The organism is Nonomuraea sp. NPDC050536 (assembly GCF_044457685.1).
In the GTDB taxonomy this organism is placed as follows: domain Bacteria; phylum Actinomycetota; class Actinomycetes; order Streptosporangiales; family Streptosporangiaceae; genus Nonomuraea.
The window spans coordinates 226333-241915 of sequence record NZ_JBITHD010000002.1 but is presented as its reverse complement, the minus strand read 5'-3'; the positions used below and the strand labels follow the sequence as shown (position 1 = coordinate 241915).

Sequence of the window (15583 nt, the reverse complement as noted above, 5' to 3'; positions counted from 1 at the left end):
TGAGGGTCGTAGCGGTGGGCAACCCCGCATCGCCGGAGGAGCGTCTCCCTGGACGGGGGCCGGCCGAAGTGCGGCGGGTGGCGGTGGGCTCGGCTTGCCGTAAAAGATCTTAGGAGAGCTGTGACCGGACAAGGCCGGGGTGAGGGCCAGATCGCCTGGGCGGGGCGGTCGATGCCGGTGCTGACCGCGATCGGGGAGCGGTTCGCGGCGGAGCGGCCCTTCGACGGGCTGAAGATCGCCGCCTGCCTGCACGTGACGGCGGAGACCGCCGTGCTGATGGGCGCGCTGCACGCCGGCGGGGCCGAGATCGCGCTGGCCGCCTCGAACCCGCTCTCGACGCAGGACGACGTGGCCGAGGCGCTGCGCGAGTACGGCATCGCGGTGCACGCCAGGGCCGGTGTCGACCGCGCCACCTACTACCGGCACATCCACCAGGCGCTCGACCTGGGGCCCGACCTGGTGCTCGACGACGGGTGCGACCTGGTCAACATCCTGCACACCGAGCGCACCGACCTGCTCGACCAGGTGAGCGGCGGCTGCGAGGAGACCACGACGGGCATCATCCGGCTGCGCCAGATGGCGGCCGAGGACGCGCTGCGCTTCCCCGTGGTGGCCGTGAACGACACGCGGACCAAGCGGATGTTCGACAACCGCTACGGCACCGGGCAGTCCACGCTCGACGGCATCATGCGGGCCACCAACACCATGCTGGCCGGGCGGACGGTCGTGGTGGCCGGGTTCGGCTACTGCGGGCGCGGGGTGGCCGAGCGGGCCAAGGGGTTCGGCGCGCGGGTGATCGTCACCGAGATCGACGCGGTCAAGGCGCTGGACGCCACGTTGCAGGGCTACGAGGTGCGCCCGATGGCCGAGGCGGCCGAGCTGGGCGACCTGTTCGTCACCGTCACGGGCAACCGCGACGTGATCCGCGCCGAGCACCTGGAGCGGATGCGCGACGGCGCGATCCTGGCCAACGCCGGGCACTTCGACGTGGAGATCGACGTTCGCGCGCTGGCGGACCTGGCCGCCGAGGTGCACAGCGGGGTCAGGCCGAACACCGACGAGTACGTCCTGCCCGACGGCCGCCGCCTGCTCCTGCTGGCCGAGGGCCGCCTGGTCAACCTGACCGCCGCCGAGGGCCACCCGGCCGCGGTCATGGACATGTCCTTCTCCGCGCAGGCGCTGGCCGTGGAGTGGCTGGTCAACGAGCGCGTACGGCTGGCGCCCGGCGTCTACGACGTGCCCGAGGAGATCGACCACGAGGTGGCCAGGCTCAGGCTGGCGGCCACCGGCATCGGCATCGACGCGCTCACCCCGGCGCAGGAGGAGTACCTGCACTCCTGGCGCGTCGGCTCCTGATCAGGCGCTCGGGGCCACGTCGGGGGCGTGCTCGATGTCGCCCGTCTCCCGCTGCTGTACGGCGCGGCGGCCGAAGACCACGATGTAGCCGAGGAAGGCCACCTCGGCCAGCACGCCGATGCCGATGCGGACGGGCGTCGGCAGGCCCGAGGGCGTGACGAACGCCTCGATCAGCCCGGACACGAACAGCACCACCACCAGGCCGAGCGCCACGCTCATCACCGCGCGCCCCTGCTCGGCCAGCGCCTCGACCCGTCTTCGCGGCCCGGGATCGATCACGGTCCAGCCCAGCCGCATGCCCACCGCGGCCGCCAGGAACACCGCGGTCAGCTCCAGCAGGCCGTGCGGGGTGATCAGGCCGAAGAAGATGTCGAGCTTGCCGCGCGAGGCCATCAGCCCCCCGCTGACGGCCACGTTCAGCGCGTTCTGCAGTATCAGGTACGGGATCGGCAGCCCCACCAGGATCGCCGAGATGATCATCAGCGCGGCCACCCACGCGTTGTTCACCCAGACGTGGCCGGCGAAGGAGGCCGCCGGGTTCTCGGAGTAGTAGTCGGCGAAGTCGTGCTCGACCAGCTGCGTGATCTCCTGGGGCGAGGCGATCGCCCGCTGCACCTCGGGATTCCCCGCGACCCACGCGCCCGCGATCCAGGAGACGGCGAAGAAGGCCACGGCCGTGCTCAGCCACCACCACCGCGCCCGGTAGGCCACGACGGGGAACGACACGGTGAAGAACCGCGTCAGCTCCCGCCAGGCCGGGGTGTGCGCGCCGGTCACGGCCGACCTGGCCCTGGCCACCAGCGCCGACAGCCTGCCCGCCAGCAGCGCGTCGGTCGAGGCGCTGCGGACGATCGACAGGTGTGTGGACACCCGCTGGTAGAGGTCGACCAGCTCGTCGACCTCGGCGCCCGTCAGCGACGACCGGCGCCTGACCAGGTGCTCCAGCCTGTCCCATACCGGGCGGTGTGCGGTGACAAACGCATCGATGTCCACCGGACCATTGTGGCCCGGTTAGGCTCCACGTATGTCCGAGGTGGTAACCGGGGATGCCGTCGTCGTCGAGGTGCGGGTGGCGCAGCTGCCCTCACGCGCGGTGGCGCTGGTCATCGACCTGGCCGTGCAGGTCACGGTGATGGTGGTGGCCTTCATGGTGCTCGAGGCGTTCGCCATCGTCACCGACGCGGCGCTGTTCGCGGCGATCTCGATCGTCGTGATGGTGCTCGTCATGGTGGGCTACCCGGTGCTCTTCGAGACCCTGACCAGGGGGCGCAGCCTCGGCAAGCTGGCGCTCGGGCTGCGCGTGGTGGGCGACGACGGCAGCCCTGAGCGCTTCCGCCAGGCGCTGTTCCGCGGGCTGGCCGGGCTGGTGGAGTTCTGGCTGCTCTACGGGGCTCCCGCGCTGATCTCCTCGCTGGTCTCGCAGCGCGGCAAGCGGCTCGGCGACATCTTCGCCGGGACCATCGTGATCTCCGACCGCGCGCCGGTCGACCGCTCGCAGGCCATCCAGATGCCGCCGCCGCTGGCCGCCTGGGCCTCGACGCTTGAGCTGTCGCAGCTGCCCGACGAGGTGGCGGCCGCCGCCAGGCAGTACCTCATGCGCTGGTACGACCTGGCGCCGATGGTGCAGCACGAGATGGGCTCGCGCATCGCCGCCCAGGTCGCGGCCACGGTCTCGCCCGCGCCGCCGCCCGGGGTCCCGCCGCACGCCTTCCTGAGCGCCGTCCTGGCCGAGCGCCGCCGCCGCGACGAGGTACGGCTGGCCGCCCGCAACGGCCACCACGCGCCACCCCAAGCCCCCAACCGGCCCACGGCCCCCTACGCGCCATCACCCGGCTACGCCCCACAGCCTCAGTACGCGCCGCCGCCCGGCTACGCCCCTTCCACCAGGTACCCGCCACCCGCTCCGCAGCCCGTCCCGCCGGCGGCCGAGCCACCGCGGACGACGCCAGGCGGGTTCGCTCCGCCCCAGTAAGAAGTTCTAACAGAATGACTCCGTCGCGCGGACGGCTCCCGCCTTCGGTTGTCTGGGCGCGGTTACCGGGGTTCCCTGGCTTGTGGTTCCATGATCACCCATGAACGCAGCCGAAAGGACCGTGCGGAGAAGATGGCTCAAGCTTCTCGTGGCCCTCCTCGCCATCCTCTTCCTTGGATCGATGGGCCTGTATCAGCTGATGAACGCCCGGACCTTCCAACTGGCGGGAGACCTGACCGACCGGGTGGCGACCGACGAGAAGGTCGTTGCCCTGACCTTCGACGACGGCCCTGACGAGCACACCCCCGAGATCATCGACGTCCTCGCCGAGCAGCGCGTTCGCGCGACGTTCTTCGTCATCGGCTCTCAGGTCGAGGCCCGGCCGCGGGACGCGCAGGCGCTGGTCACCGCAGGCCACCAGCTCGCCAACCACACCTATACCCATCGGCGAATGGTCTTCGTTTCCCCCGCCACCGTGGCGAGTGAGGTTGAACGCACCGATGCGGCCATCCGGATGGCTGGGCAGCGCGGCGAGATCCTGTTCCGTCCGCCGACGGGCAAGAAATTGCTGGTGCTACCGCTGTATCTGGCCGACAACCAGAGGCGCACGGTGATGTGGGACGTGGAGCCGGACTCGGGCAAGATTCCAACCGCCACCGAGATCGTCGCGGCTGTGCGCAAGGAGACAAAGCCAGGATCGATCATCTTGCTCCACCCCTGGTACGCCAGTGGGCGGAACACTCGCGAAGCCATCAAGGGCCTGATCACTGGCCTCCGTGACCAGGGATACCGATTCGTCACGGTCTCAGAGTTGCTCGCTTTGCAACGTCGTTGACATGGGTCTGGCCCCCCGTCTCATTGCGTTAGGGGCTCTAAGCCAGGATCCCGTGCGCCGTGGCGGCGGGTGACAGTCCCCGACTCGCCGGAAGCGCCGCTCACGGGCCCTCAGCCGGAGTGCGGCGGGCGGCCGGTGGGGTGGCTTGCCGTACCAGAACTTCTCGTACAAAAGCAGTAATCAAGCGATATGGTCCGGATCATGAGCGACGAGTCGCGGTTGAACACGGGGATTCCGCACACCGCGAGGGTGTGGAACTACTGGCTCGGCGGGAAGGACAACTACACCGCCGACCGCGAGCTGGGCGACCAGATCCGCGCGTTGCTGCCCGACATCGTCACCTCGGCGCGCGCCGACCGGGCCTTCCTCGGGCGCGCCGTGACGCACATGGTCACCGACGGCGGCGTGCGGCAGTTCCTGGACCTCGGCACCGGCCTGCCGACCGCCGACAACACCCACGAGGTCGCGCAGCGCCTGGCTCAGGAAAGCCGCATCGTGTACGTCGACAACGACCCGCTGGTGCTGGCGCACGCCAACGCGCTGCTGACGTCGTCGCCCGGGGGCGTCACCGACTACATCCAGGCCGACGTGCGCGACGTGGACGCCGTGCTGGACGGCGCCGCCAAGTCGCTGGACTTCTCCGAGCCGATCGCGGTGATGATGCTGGGCATCGTCAACTTCATCGTCGACGACGACCAGGCGCACGAGGTGGTCGGCCGCATCAAGGACGCGGTCCCCTCGGGGAGCTACCTGGCCATCGCGCATCCGACGGCCGAGATCAACGGCGACGCCGCGCGCGAGTCGGTCCGCATGAGCAACGAGGCGGGCGTGGCGCCCATGTGCCTGCGCAGTGCCGAGGAGATCGCCTCGTTCTTCGACGGGTTCGACCTGCTCGAGCCGGGCGTGGTGTCGTGCTCGCGGTGGCGCCCGGTCATCTCGGCCGTGGACGGGCCGCCGGCCGAGGTGTACCAGTTCTGCGCGGTGGGCCGCAAACCCTAGCCGGGCATCACGGCCCTTAAGGCGAGCGGAAGCAGACCTTAAGCGCCCTCCGCGAGTGTTGAGCCATCGCAAGCGAACACGAGCGGAAACGGATACCGATCATGCGCAAGCTCAAGCTCCAGGTCCAGGTCAGCGCCGACGGCTACATGTCCGGCCCGAACGGCGAGATGGACTGGATGACGCTGCCGTGGGACGAGGAGTGCAGCGCCTACGTCACGGGCCTGTGGGACGGCGTCGGCACCATCGTGCTGGGCCGCAAGCTGGCCGAGGGGTTCATCCCGCACTGGGCGAACGGGCCCGCGGACGAGCCGCAGGAGGCCATCGACACGATGAACGGCACGCCCAAGGTCGTGGTCTCCAACAGCCTCACCGAGTCGCCGTGGGACAACACCACCGTGGTCGGCGGCGACCTGACCAAGGCCTTCACCGAGCTCAAGTCCCAGACGGGCGGCGACCTGCTCGTCTACGGCGGCGGCACGCTGGTGGCGAGCCTGATCGCCGAAGGCCTGATCGACGAGCTGCACCTGTTCGTCAACCCGGCCTCGACCGGCGGCGGTCTGCCGGTGTTCCCCAAGGGCGGCACCCAGCGCTTCGATCTCGCGGCGGCGCGTCCCTTCGCGTGCGGGATCGTCGCGCTCCAGTACGAGCCCAAGGGCTCCTAGAGGCGTCCCGCGGCCTTCAGCGCCAGGTAGGCGTCGGCCAGGGCAGGGGCGATCTCCTCGGGTGGCGCGTCCACGACCTCCACGCCGTGGCGCCGCAGCCGGGCGGTGATCCTGCGCCGTTCCAGCCGGTTGTGCTCGGCCGCCGCCGCGTCGTAGGCCTCCTCGGCCGTCGAACGCCTGGCGGCCATCGCGGCCACCCGCGGATCCGACACCCCGGCCACCAGCACGAGGTGGCGCGAGGACAGCTGCGGCAGCACCGGCATCAGTCCCTCGTCGAGCGCCGCCCCGTTCAGGTCGGTGAGCAGGACCACCAGGCAGCGCCGCTTGGCCCGCGACAGGATCGCCGCGACCATGCCCTGCGAGTCCGCCTCGACCAGCTCGGCCTCGATCGGCGCCATCGCGTTGACCATCACCGACAGCAGCTCGGTGCGCGAGGCCCCGGCAACCCAGGCGCGCACCGCGCGGTCGTAGGCCAGGAAGTCCACCTGGTCGCCCGCCTTGGCGGCCAGTGCCGCGAGCAGCAGCGCGGCGTCCATCGACCAGTCCAGCCGCGGCCAGCCCGGTGCCGGCCGCGGATCGGGCCTGACCAGCAACCCGCCCCCGTTGGCCGTCGCGCCGGCGAGCGGGATCGGCGCGTCGCCCACCCGGCCTGCCGAGGTGCGCCCGGTGTCCAGCACGATCAGCACCCGGCGGTCACGCTCGGGCCGCCATGTCCGCACCACCACGTCGTTGCGCCGCGCGGTCGCTCGCCAGTCGATCGAGCGCACGTCGTCGCCCACCACGTACTCGCGCAGCGAGTCGAACTCGGTGCCCTGCCCGCGCACCAGCGCCGGGTGCTGGCCTTCCAACTCGCGCAGCCGGGCCAGCCGCGAGGGCAGGTGCTTGCGCGACAGGAACGGCGGCAGCACCCGCACCGACCACGGCGAGTGGTGGCCGCCCTGGCGCGCGGCCAGCCCGAGCGGGCCGATCGAGCGCACGGTCACGGCCACGGACCGGCGGTCGCCGCGGCGGGTGGGATTCAGCGTCACGACGAGTCTGCGCCGTTCCCCGGCGGGCACGTCCAGGTGGAGCACCCGCGGTGTGGCCCCGGCCGAGGGCGGCCAGGCGTCCCTGGCCACTCCGCGCACCCGCCTGCGCCCCGGGTTCTCCACCACCAGTTCGACCACGGCGGGCTGGCCGAGCCGTACCAGCGAATCGCCGGAACGGTGGAAGCGCAGCGGGCGGACGGCACCCGCCAGCGCCAGGTCGAGCAGGATCACGGCGGCAAGCAGCAGGCAGAACCCGACCAGCGCGAGACCCGGCCGCGGTGCGAGCAGCACCACCACGACCCCCAGCGCGGCGACCAGGGCCGCGCGTCCCGTCAGAGCCATCAGCGCGGGACCGGGACCGAGTTCAGGATGCCGTCGAGCAGCCCGTCCGCGGTCGCGCCCTCCAGCTCCGCCTCGGGCCTGAGCTGTACCCGGTGCCGCAGCGCGGGCCTGGCCAGCGCCTTGACGTCGTCGGGGGTGACATAACCGCGGCCGGACAGCCACGCCCACGCCCGCGCGGCCGCCAGCAGCGCGGTCGCCCCGCGCGGTGAGACGCCCAGCTGCAGCGAGGGGGAGTTCCTGGTGGCGCGGCCGACGTCGACGATGTAGCCGAGGACCTCGGGCGCCACGTGCACCCGCGAGACGGCCTCGCGGCCCGCCGCCAGGTCCTCGGCGGACGCGACCGGCTTGACCTCCGACAGGTCGCGCGGGTCGAAGCCGCGCGCGTGCCGCTCGAGCACCGCGATCTCCTGGTCGCGCGGCGGCAGCGGCACGGTCAGCTTGAGCAGGAACCGGTCGAGCTGCGCCTCGGGCAGCTGGTAGGTGCCCTCGTACTCGACGGGGTTCTGCGTCGCGCACACCACGAACGGGTCGGGCAGCTTGCGCGCGTCACCTTCCACGCTCACCTGCCGCTCCTCCATCGCCTCCAGCAGGGCCGCCTGCGTCTTCGGCGGCGTGCGGTTGATCTCGTCGGCCAGCAGCAGGTTCGTGAAGACCGGTCCCTCGCGGAACTCGAACTCGGACGTCTTCGCGTCGTAGATCAGCGACCCGGTCACGTCGCCCGGCATCAGGTCGGGCGTGAACTGCACCCGCTTGAACTCCAGCGACAGCGCCGCCGACAGCGTCCGCACCATCAGCGTCTTGGCCACGCCTGGCACGCCCTCGAGCAGCACGTGCCCCCGGCACAGCAGCGCGATGACCAGCCCGGTCACCACCGCGTCCTGGCCGACCACCGCCTTGGCCACCTCGGCCCGCAGCGCCGCCAGCGCGTCCCTGGCCGCGTCGCTCCGGCCTTCGTCAACGTTCACTGACCATCCTCTCGATGAAGTCCAGGTATCCGGCCAGGGCGACCAGCCCGGCGTCGTCCGCGGGCGGCGGCCCGTACAGCGCGGCCCCGACCTCCTGCGCGTCACGCCCGGTCCGTACGGCGAGCGCCGCCACGATCTCCTGGCCGCCGGCTCCCGGCCCGAGCCCGAGCCGCGGGGTGAGCCGGTCGATCGTGCCCGCTCGCAGCAGGTCGGCCGCGCGTGCCCTGGCCCGCCTGGCCCGGTAGAGCCGCCCCCTGCCCTCGACCGTCTCGGCCGCCCTGACCACGACCGGCAGCCGCTCGACCACCACGGGCCCGAGCCGCCTGCCCCGCCAGAACGCCACGAGCAGCACCGCCACGCAGCCCATCAGCACGGCCCACGGTATGCCCGGCGGGACGAGCTCACCCAGCGACCTGCCCTCCTCGCCGGACAGCTCGCCCTGGTCCAGGCCCTGCGCGGGCGGGTTGACCAGCCACGTCACCGCCCGCTTGGCACCGGCCAGGTTGATCGCCAGTGCCGCGTTGCCGTCCTCGGCCAGCCGCTGGTTGGTCATGAACTCGCCGCTGCCCACCAGCGTGGCCGTGCCCGTGGTGGTGGGGGCGGTGATCAGCGTGTAGCCCTCGTCCGCCGGGTAGCAGCCGCGTACGGCCCGGTACACCTGCCCGCCGATGAACGCGCTGCCCGCCGGCTTGACCGCGGGCAGGTCGCACTCCGGTTCCCTGGACCTGTCGCGGACCGGCCGCGCCTGCGTGCGCACTCCAGGGGCCAGCGTCTCCAGGCCGAACACGTCGCCCACGACGAGCAGGTCGCCCGGTAGCGCGGCGATCCGCCGCGTCTCGGCCACGGTCAGGTCGACGTCGTCGGTGAGCAGCAGCAGCCGGTCGCCCTGCTTCTGCTTGGCCGCCGCGGCCTCGACCGAGTCCACGCGGTCCACGGTCACGCCGCGGGCGCGCAGCAGCTGGGCCAGCGCCCTGGCGCCCGCCAGCGAGCCGTCGTCGGGGTCCAGGTGGCGCGAGGCCTGCTTGGCGGGGGCGAGCAGCACCCCGAGCACCGCGGCCAGCACCACGATCGCGCCCAGCAGGATGGCCAGCCTGCTCGAGCGCCACAGCGACCGCGCCGTCGGCGAGGTCGGCGCGCTCACGCTCATGCCGTGGCCGCCACGGGCACGGGCCTGGCCTGGCGCAGGCGCTCGTCGAGGTCGCGCAGCGTGGCGTAGGCCTGCGCGGTGCCGGGGACGCCGCCGTAGCTGACGTCGTCGAAGGTGCGGGCGGCCGTTGTCAGCTCGGCGGCGAAGGACGGCAGCGCGCGGCCCGCCTCGGCCGCCAGCTCGTCGGCCGTCCGGCCCGGCATGCCGTCGACCAGGGCGCGTTCCTCCAGGTCGCGGGCGATAGCGCGCAGCCGCTCCTGGATCGCCTCGGTGAAGCGTCCCTCGCCGGCCAGGCGTTCGGCCGCCTGCCGGTGCTCGGCCGCGGTCATGGTCCGCGCGCCGTACAGGCCGCCGGACGCGGCCGCGTGCCTGCGCGAGGTGGTGCGCAGGCGCCAGACCACCAGCCCCACGACCGCCAGCAGGATGAGCACGATCACCACGGAGGCGATGATCCCGCCCGTCGTGCCGCTGCCGCCGGCGGCGTCCATCAGGTCGCCGAGGAACTGGGTGAAGCGCCGCCAGAGCTGGTCGAGCAGCGGCTCTCGCTCGTAGCCAGGCTTGAGCAGCTCCTCGGCGGCCCTCCTGGCGGCGTCGTCGCGGTCGATCGGGCTCATGGCCCGTAAGGCGGTCGCGCCGCGTTGGACGGGTGCCACAGCTCGTCGGCCGAGCCGTGCACCCAGCCCTGGCGCTGCTGCTCGATCGCCGCGGTCTGCAGCACCAGGTCGAAGGCCTCGCTGCGCATCCGGCGGTCGGCGTACAGCAGACCGGAGACGCCCGCCTCGAACGGCAGCGTGATCATGTTGGTGAGTGTGCCGCCGACCGCGATGAGGATCGCCGTCAGGATCGCGGTGCCGGCCCCGCCGCCGCCCAGCACGCCGATGAACGTGCCGGCCAGCGTGAACGGGAAGCCGAGAATGCCGCCGACCAGGCCGGCCAGCAGCGAGGTGAGGATCAGGATGCCCAGCACGCGCCAGAAGTCGCCGTTGACCAGGTTCCACGAGCGGCGCATGGCCTGCAGCGGGCCCAGCCCCTCCAGCACCACGGCGGGCGCGGCCAGCGCGAAGCGCGTGTTGAAGAACAGTACGTAGACGATGTAGAGCAGGAGCGTCAGCAGGATCGTGCCCACGATGGCACCGGGCGACGAGCCGGCCGTGAACAGCAGCACGAACACCGGGATGATCAGGGCCAGCGGCGCGAGCATGATCACGGCCAGCAGCCCGACCAGGCCGAACAGCGCAGGCATCCGGCTCCTGGCCAGGCGCCAGGCCTCGCCCGCCGTCAGGTTGCCGCCGAACACGGCGCGTCCCAGGATCCGCATCAGCACGCCGGTCAGCAGGGTGACCACGATGAAGCTGACGACCTGGGAGATGAGCGCGCCGCCGTACTGCGACAGGAAGCCGCCGTAGGACATCTCGGTCTCGAGCTGCGTCGGGTCGGTCAGGCTGCTGCCCAGCTTGTCCAGCACGAACGCCTGCCCGATCGCGACGGGCACGGCCACCAGCAGCGCGGCGATCGTCGACAGGCCGAGCACGGCCTTGGGGTTGGAGCGGATCAGCTTGATCGTGCCGTCGAGGATGTCGCCGAGCCCGAGCGGCCGCAGCGGGATGATCCCCGGCCGCAGCGCGGGCGGCGGCGGCATGTAGCCGTAGGGCTGGTAGGGCTGCTGCTGCTGTTGCTGGTACTGGTACGGCGGGCCCTGCTGGTAACCGGGGGAGGGGTGCGGTCCTTGACCGGGGGCGGTCCACGGCGAAGCCTGCGGGGCGCCGTACGGCGGGGGCTGTTCTGTGGCCCAACCTGGGGGCGTCTCGGGCGTGGAACCGTGACCGTCTGACATATCCCAATCCTGGCATGGTGGGCGGGTCAATGGGGTCGCCCGCCTGTTTCACCGGTGCATCTTCGCGGCATTCTCGGACGTTTCGGGTCAAGGATCACGTCCGAACTGGCCGAAAGTTGCTTGGTTACCGCAGACTGAGATTGCGGACGACGCTACGAGTCTAAAATTCGCCTTTTGATGGCCTCAGGTGTCATCCATGAGCCAAGCAAGGGTAACCTTCAGCGATCGTGCGGGTATGTCCCACAATGCGTAGAACGAATGAGGGGCCATGAAAGGTCGCGTGCTGGTCGTCGACGACGACGCCGCTCTCGCCGAGATGCTCGGCATCGTGTTGCGCGGAGAAGGGTTCGAGCCTTCCTTTGTCTCCGACGGCGACAAGGCCCTCGACGCGTTCCGGGATACACGCCCGGATCTGGTTCTGCTCGATCTGATGCTGCCGGGGGCGGACGGCATCGACGTGGCGCGCAGGATCAGGGCGGAGTCGGGGGTTCCGATCGTCATGCTCACCGCCAAGAGCGACACGATCGACGTCGTGCTCGGGCTCGAGTCCGGCGCCGACGACTACATCGTCAAGCCGTTCAAGCCGAAGGAGCTGGTGGCCAGGGTGCGCGCGCGGCTGCGCCGTACCGATGAGCCGACGCCCGAGATCCTGCAGATCGGCGACATCACCATCGACGTGGCGGGCCACTCGGTCAAGCGGGGCGAGGAGACGATCAACCTCACGCCGCTCGAGTTCGACCTGCTGGTGGCGCTCGCGCGCAAGCCGCGCCAGGTCTTCACCCGCGAGGTGCTGCTCGAGCAGGTCTGGGGTTACCGCCACGCCGCCGACACCCGCCTGGTCAACGTGCACGTGCAGCGCCTGCGCGCCAAGATCGAGAAGGACCCCGAGCACCCCGAGATCGTGGTGACGGTACGGGGCGTGGGCTACAAGGCAGGGCCGGCCTAGCCGGGCTCCCGCCAGAGACCCCCGGGTCATGCCCCCGACCAAGGAGATGCGATCGCGCCGACGGACATTCCGCCAGATTCTGGGTGGAGTCCGCCGGCGAGCTCGCCGTGCCGCCGGTAAGGTCCGGCGGCTCTGGCGGCGTTCGCTGCAGCTCCAGGTCGTCACCAGCACGCTGGTGATCTCGGTGACCGTGGTGGTCGTGCTGGGCGTCTTCCTGTCGGACCAGATCAACAAGTCGGTCATCAACGGGCGCCAGTCGTCGGCCGCCCAGCAGGCCTTCGCCGACCGGGTGAAGATCGCCGACGCGCTCAGCCAGAAGCCCGACGACACCAAGGCCGCCGACCCGGGCAAGGCCACCCCCGTCGATCCGCTCGACGAGGCCATGGACGCCATCACCGGCTCGGGCGAGAGCACCTCGAAGAAGCCCTACGAGGTGCTCATCTTCAACCCCGCCAAACCGGACGGCTCACGCGCCTCCGGCAGCGTCCAGCCCGAGAACGTGCCCCTCAGCCTGCAACGCGACCTGGCCCGCCAGGCGCAACAGGGCCACTACGAGCCCAAGGGCATCCGCACGACGATCGCCTTCACCGGCAGCCCGGGCAAGCTCACCGTGGTCATCGGCGCCATCATCATGACGCCCACCGGCGAGAACTACGAGATCTACCACTTCTTCCCGCTGACGGAGGAAGAGGCGATGCTGTCCAACGTCCGCGTGGCCATCATCGTGGTCGGCCTGGGCCTGGTGCTGCTGCTGGCCGCCATCGCCTACCTGGTCACGCGCCAGGTGGTCTCCCCGGTACGGCTGGCGCGGCAGGCCGCCGAGCGCCTGGCCTCCGGCAAGCTCGACGAGCGGCTCAAGGTGCGCGGCGAGGACGACCTGGCCCGCCTGGCGACCTCGTTCAACGAGATGGCCGCCAACCTGGCGCTGAAGATCCACCAGCTGGAGGAGCTGTCGCAGGTGCAGCGGCAGTTCGTCTCCGACGTCTCGCACGAGCTGCGCACGCCGCTGACGACCGTGCGGATGGCCGCCGACCTGCTCTACGACGCCCGCGAGGACTTCGACCCGATGGCCTCCCGTTCGGCCGAGCTCATGCAGGCCCAGCTGGAGCGCTTCGAGTCGATGCTGGCCGACCTGCTGGAGATCAGCCGCTACGACGCCGGCGCCGCGACGCTCGACCTCGACTCCACCGACGTGCGCGACGTGGTGCTGCGCGCGATCGCCGACTCCGAGGCGCTGGCCGAGCGCCACTCCACCCGCTTCGAGCTCAGGCTGCCCAACGAGCCGTGCATGGCCGAGATCGACAGCCGGCGGGTCGAGCGCATCCTGCGCAACCTGCTGTTCAACGCGATCGAGCACGGCGAGGGCAAGGACGTCGTGGTCACCGTGAGCGCCGACAGGGACGCCGTGGCGGTGGCCGTGCGCGACCACGGCATCGGGCTGAAGACCGGCGAGGACACGATGGTGTTCGACCGATTCTGGCGTGCCGATCCGTCGCGGGCCAGGACCATCGGCGGCACGGGGCTCGGGCTGGCCATCTCGCGCGAGGACGCCACCCTGCACGGCGGCTGGCTGCAGGCCTGGGGCCAGCCTGGTGACGGCTCGCAATTCCGGCTGACGCTGCCCAGGAACGCCGGCGCCGACCTGAAGGGCTCACCGTTGTCGCTGGTACCGCCCGAGGTGGAGATGCGCAGGACCTGGCGCGGACACATGACGCCCGTGCTGTTGCCCGCGCCCGTCGACGAGGTGGCCCATGAGGACTAGACGGCTGGGAGTCGCCCTCGCGATGGCGGCCGCGACGGCGTGGGCGACCGCGTCGTGCGCGGTGATCCCGGTCGGCGGTCCTTTCCAGATCGAAGAGGCCGGCGGCGGCGACCCGATGAGCAAGCCGTTCCAGCGGATGGTCGCGGTCAGGCCGCAGCCGAGCTGGGACGAGAACGATCTGGTCAGGGGCCTGCAGGCGGCCATGGCCGCCTATCCCGACGACTCGAAGGTGCTGCCGTCCTACCTGACGCCGGAGGCGCAGCGCGCGTGGAAGCCGGGCGGCGCGGTGACGGTGATTGACAAGGCGGACGACAAGGACATCGAGGTCGTCTCGGTCGGCGGCAAGGACAAGGAGGCCACCGCCACCCTGAAGGCCACGCCGATCGCCGTCATCACCGACCAGGACCAGTACGTGCCCGTGCAGTCGCCCGCGAAGAAGGACTTCACCTTCTCGCTGGTCAAGGGGCCCTCCGGCTGGCGGGTCAAGTCGATGCAGCAGGGGCTGCTGCTGACCCAGGCCGACGTCGAGCGGGCCTACCGCGGCACCAACCTCTACTACCTCAACGGCTCGCCCGGCGACGCCATGAGCCCCGACAGGCTCGTCGTCGACCGCGTGTGGCTGCGCATCAAGCCGGCCGAGAGCTTCGCCCGCACGATCGTGGACCGGCTGCTGAAGGGCCCGACGCCGGCGCTGCAGGGGGCGGTGCAGAACTACTTCCCCGACCACCTCAAGATCGAGTCGATCTCGCTCGACGACCGCGTGGTGATCAACCTGTCGGGTCCCGTCGGCATCGACGACGACAGGCTCGCCGGGCTCCAGGCCCAGCTGCGCTTCAGCCTGAACAACAATCAGGTCGCCAACGGCCGCAGCATCGAGATCCAGCTGGACGGTGAGCCGCTGAGCTCCTCCAGCCCCTCCTCCTTCAACGAGTGGCTCGACGGCGGCGCAGCGGTCTACCCCTACTACTCCGCCAACGGCGCGCTGTACGCGCTCGACGACCTCAAGCACGGCACCCCCATCAGGGGCCCGGCGGGTCAGCAGAACCCGGACGCCACCGACTTCGCGGTCTCCATGGGCGGCGACTACGTCGCTGCCAGGTCCACCTCCAAGGGCGGCATCTGGGTGACCGGCACCACCGACGAGGGCCACTGGCAGCAGTGGTTCCCCGGCTCCGGGCTCACCCCGCCGTCGTGGAGCAGGGACGGCACGCTGTGGACCTACGACCCGCACAGCGCCTCGGTGCTGCGCTGCGACGCCTCCTGCGCCGGCGGCGCGCACGCGCCCGCCCGCGTCTCCGCGCCCAACCTGGTCAACGCCGACGTCAAGAAGCTCAGGATCGCCAGGGACGGCGTCCGCGTGGCCGCCATGGTGGGCAAGTCGGAGGTCAGGGTCGGCGCGCTGACCAACGGCGACCAGATGCTCGGCAACGTCCAGCCGCTGATCAAGGCCGGCCAGGACGACAAGATCATCGACATCGCCTGGCGCGACGGGGTCCACCTGCTCGTGCTGATCAGCAGCAAGGGCGGCCGCACCATCAAGGAGGTCAACGTCGGCGACGGGACCACCGAGACGGTCACCCTGGACAACCGGCTGGGCTCCATCGCCGCCTCGGGCGACAACGTCTACGGCGGCACCTTGGACGGCAAGGAGCTGCTCAAGCTGAAGGACGGCAAGATGGACAACCTGATCAACGGGACGGCGCCGGCCTTCGTCCTCGGATGACTGTCGGTGCCG

14 protein-coding genes are annotated in these 15583 nt (G+C 71.2%); 8 read left to right on the top strand and 6 right to left on the bottom strand.

Annotated elements, in window-relative coordinates:
* Positions 1–48: 48 nt before the first annotated feature.
* Complete coding sequence (locus tag ACIBHX_RS08120) at positions 49–1356, top strand: adenosylhomocysteinase (protein ID WP_397066051.1); 1308 nt, start codon at positions 49–51, stop codon at positions 1354–1356.
* Here the strand turns inward: ACIBHX_RS08120 and ACIBHX_RS08115 are convergent, their stop codons facing one another.
* Complete coding sequence (locus ACIBHX_RS08115) at positions 1357–2349, bottom strand: stage II sporulation protein M (RefSeq protein WP_397065426.1); 993 nt, start codon at positions 2347–2349, stop codon at positions 1357–1359. It abuts the gene before it with no gap.
* A gap of 31 nt (positions 2350–2380) precedes the next feature.
* On the opposite strand from ACIBHX_RS08115, the gene ACIBHX_RS08110 reads away from it, so the two are divergent.
* The 4 genes from ACIBHX_RS08110 (at position 2381) to ACIBHX_RS08095 (ending at position 5824) form a co-directional block, all read left to right on the top strand.
* Positions 2381–3328, top strand: a complete 948-nt coding sequence (locus ACIBHX_RS08110) for an RDD family protein (RefSeq protein ID WP_397065425.1) — start codon at positions 2381–2383, stop codon at positions 3326–3328.
* Between the two features lie 100 nt (positions 3329–3428).
* Positions 3429–4163, top strand: coding sequence for a polysaccharide deacetylase family protein (locus ACIBHX_RS08105; protein ID WP_397065423.1), 735 nt, complete (start codon positions 3429–3431; stop codon positions 4161–4163).
* Between the two features lie 201 nt (positions 4164–4364).
* Positions 4365–5162, top strand: coding sequence for an SAM-dependent methyltransferase (locus tag ACIBHX_RS08100; RefSeq protein ID WP_397065421.1), 798 nt, complete (start codon positions 4365–4367; stop codon positions 5160–5162).
* Positions 5163–5263: 101 nt separating this feature from the next.
* The gene (locus tag ACIBHX_RS08095) at positions 5264–5824 is read left to right on the top strand and encodes a dihydrofolate reductase family protein (protein WP_397065420.1); all 561 of its coding nucleotides are present in this window, start codon (positions 5264–5266) and stop codon (positions 5822–5824) included.
* Here the strand turns inward: ACIBHX_RS08095 and ACIBHX_RS08090 are convergent.
* Genes ACIBHX_RS08090 through ACIBHX_RS08070 form a run of 5 tightly spaced genes read right to left on the bottom strand, consistent with a single transcriptional unit; the run spans position 5821 to position 11140 of the window.
* Positions 5821–7194 (bottom strand): DUF58 domain-containing protein, encoded by a 1374-nt coding sequence (locus ACIBHX_RS08090; RefSeq protein WP_397065418.1) that lies wholly within the window; start codon positions 7192–7194, stop codon positions 5821–5823. The two genes, ACIBHX_RS08095 and ACIBHX_RS08090, sit on opposite strands and share 4 nt — an antisense overlap.
* A complete protein-coding gene (locus tag ACIBHX_RS08085) occupies positions 7194–8159 on the bottom strand; it encodes an AAA family ATPase (protein WP_397065417.1) in 966 nt (321 codons plus the stop codon). The genes ACIBHX_RS08090 and ACIBHX_RS08085 overlap by 1 nt, the downstream gene beginning before the upstream one ends.
* On the bottom strand, positions 8149–9300 hold the full coding sequence (locus tag ACIBHX_RS08080; RefSeq protein ID WP_397065416.1) for a DUF4350 domain-containing protein: 1152 nt from the start codon (positions 9298–9300) through the stop codon (positions 8149–8151). Before ACIBHX_RS08080 ends, ACIBHX_RS08085 begins: the two co-directional genes overlap by 11 nt.
* A gap of 2 nt (positions 9301–9302) precedes the next feature.
* On the bottom strand, positions 9303–9920 hold the full coding sequence (locus ACIBHX_RS08075) for a DUF4129 domain-containing protein (RefSeq protein WP_397065414.1): 618 nt from the start codon (positions 9918–9920) through the stop codon (positions 9303–9305).
* Entirely contained in the window at positions 9917–11140 is a 1224-nt protein-coding gene (locus ACIBHX_RS08070; RefSeq protein WP_397065412.1) for a glycerophosphoryl diester phosphodiesterase membrane domain-containing protein, read from the bottom strand. The genes ACIBHX_RS08075 and ACIBHX_RS08070 overlap by 4 nt, the downstream gene beginning before the upstream one ends.
* A 268-nt stretch (positions 11141–11408) precedes the next feature.
* Between ACIBHX_RS08070 and mtrA the strand changes: the two genes are divergently transcribed.
* From mtrA to ACIBHX_RS08055, 3 genes are read left to right on the top strand one after another with little or no spacing between them, the layout of a single operon-like run.
* Positions 11409–12086: an MtrAB system response regulator MtrA gene (gene mtrA / locus ACIBHX_RS08065; RefSeq protein WP_043620615.1), complete on the top strand. Its 678-nt coding sequence runs from the start codon at positions 11409–11411 to the stop codon at positions 12084–12086.
* 46 nt (positions 12087–12132) lie between these two features.
* Entirely contained in the window at positions 12133–13848 is a 1716-nt protein-coding gene (gene mtrB / locus ACIBHX_RS08060; RefSeq protein WP_397065410.1) for an MtrAB system histidine kinase MtrB, read from the top strand.
* Positions 13838–15571, top strand: a complete 1734-nt coding sequence (locus ACIBHX_RS08055; RefSeq protein ID WP_397065409.1) for an LpqB family beta-propeller domain-containing protein — start codon at positions 13838–13840, stop codon at positions 15569–15571. The genes mtrB and ACIBHX_RS08055 overlap by 11 nt, the downstream gene beginning before the upstream one ends.
* Positions 15572–15583 lie beyond the last annotated feature (12 nt).

Bases quoted from the DNA above. Each gene is read 5' to 3' on its own strand.
- ACIBHX_RS08110 (WP_397065425.1), top strand. From the start codon at position 2,381: ATGTCCGAGGTGGTAACCGGGGATGCCGTCGTCGTCGAGGTGCGGGTG.
- ACIBHX_RS08105 (WP_397065423.1), top strand. From the start codon at position 3,429: ATGAACGCAGCCGAAAGGACCGTGCGGAGAAGATGGCTCAAGCTTCTC.
- ACIBHX_RS08100 (WP_397065421.1), top strand. From the start codon at position 4,365: ATGAGCGACGAGTCGCGGTTGAACACGGGGATTCCGCACACCGCGAGG.
- ACIBHX_RS08095 (WP_397065420.1), top strand. From the start codon at position 5,264: ATGCGCAAGCTCAAGCTCCAGGTCCAGGTCAGCGCCGACGGCTACATG.
- ACIBHX_RS08090 (WP_397065418.1), bottom strand. From the start codon at position 7,194: ATGGCTCTGACGGGACGCGCGGCCCTGGTCGCCGCGCTGGGGGTCGTG.
- ACIBHX_RS08075 (WP_397065414.1), bottom strand. From the start codon at position 9,920: ATGAGCCCGATCGACCGCGACGACGCCGCCAGGAGGGCCGCCGAGGAG.
- ACIBHX_RS08070 (WP_397065412.1), bottom strand. From the start codon at position 11,140: ATGTCAGACGGTCACGGTTCCACGCCCGAGACGCCCCCAGGTTGGGCC.
- mtrA (WP_043620615.1), top strand. From the start codon at position 11,409: ATGAAAGGTCGCGTGCTGGTCGTCGACGACGACGCCGCTCTCGCCGAG.
- mtrB (WP_397065410.1), top strand. From the start codon at position 12,133: ATGCGATCGCGCCGACGGACATTCCGCCAGATTCTGGGTGGAGTCCGC.
- ACIBHX_RS08055 (WP_397065409.1), top strand. From the start codon at position 13,838: ATGAGGACTAGACGGCTGGGAGTCGCCCTCGCGATGGCGGCCGCGACG.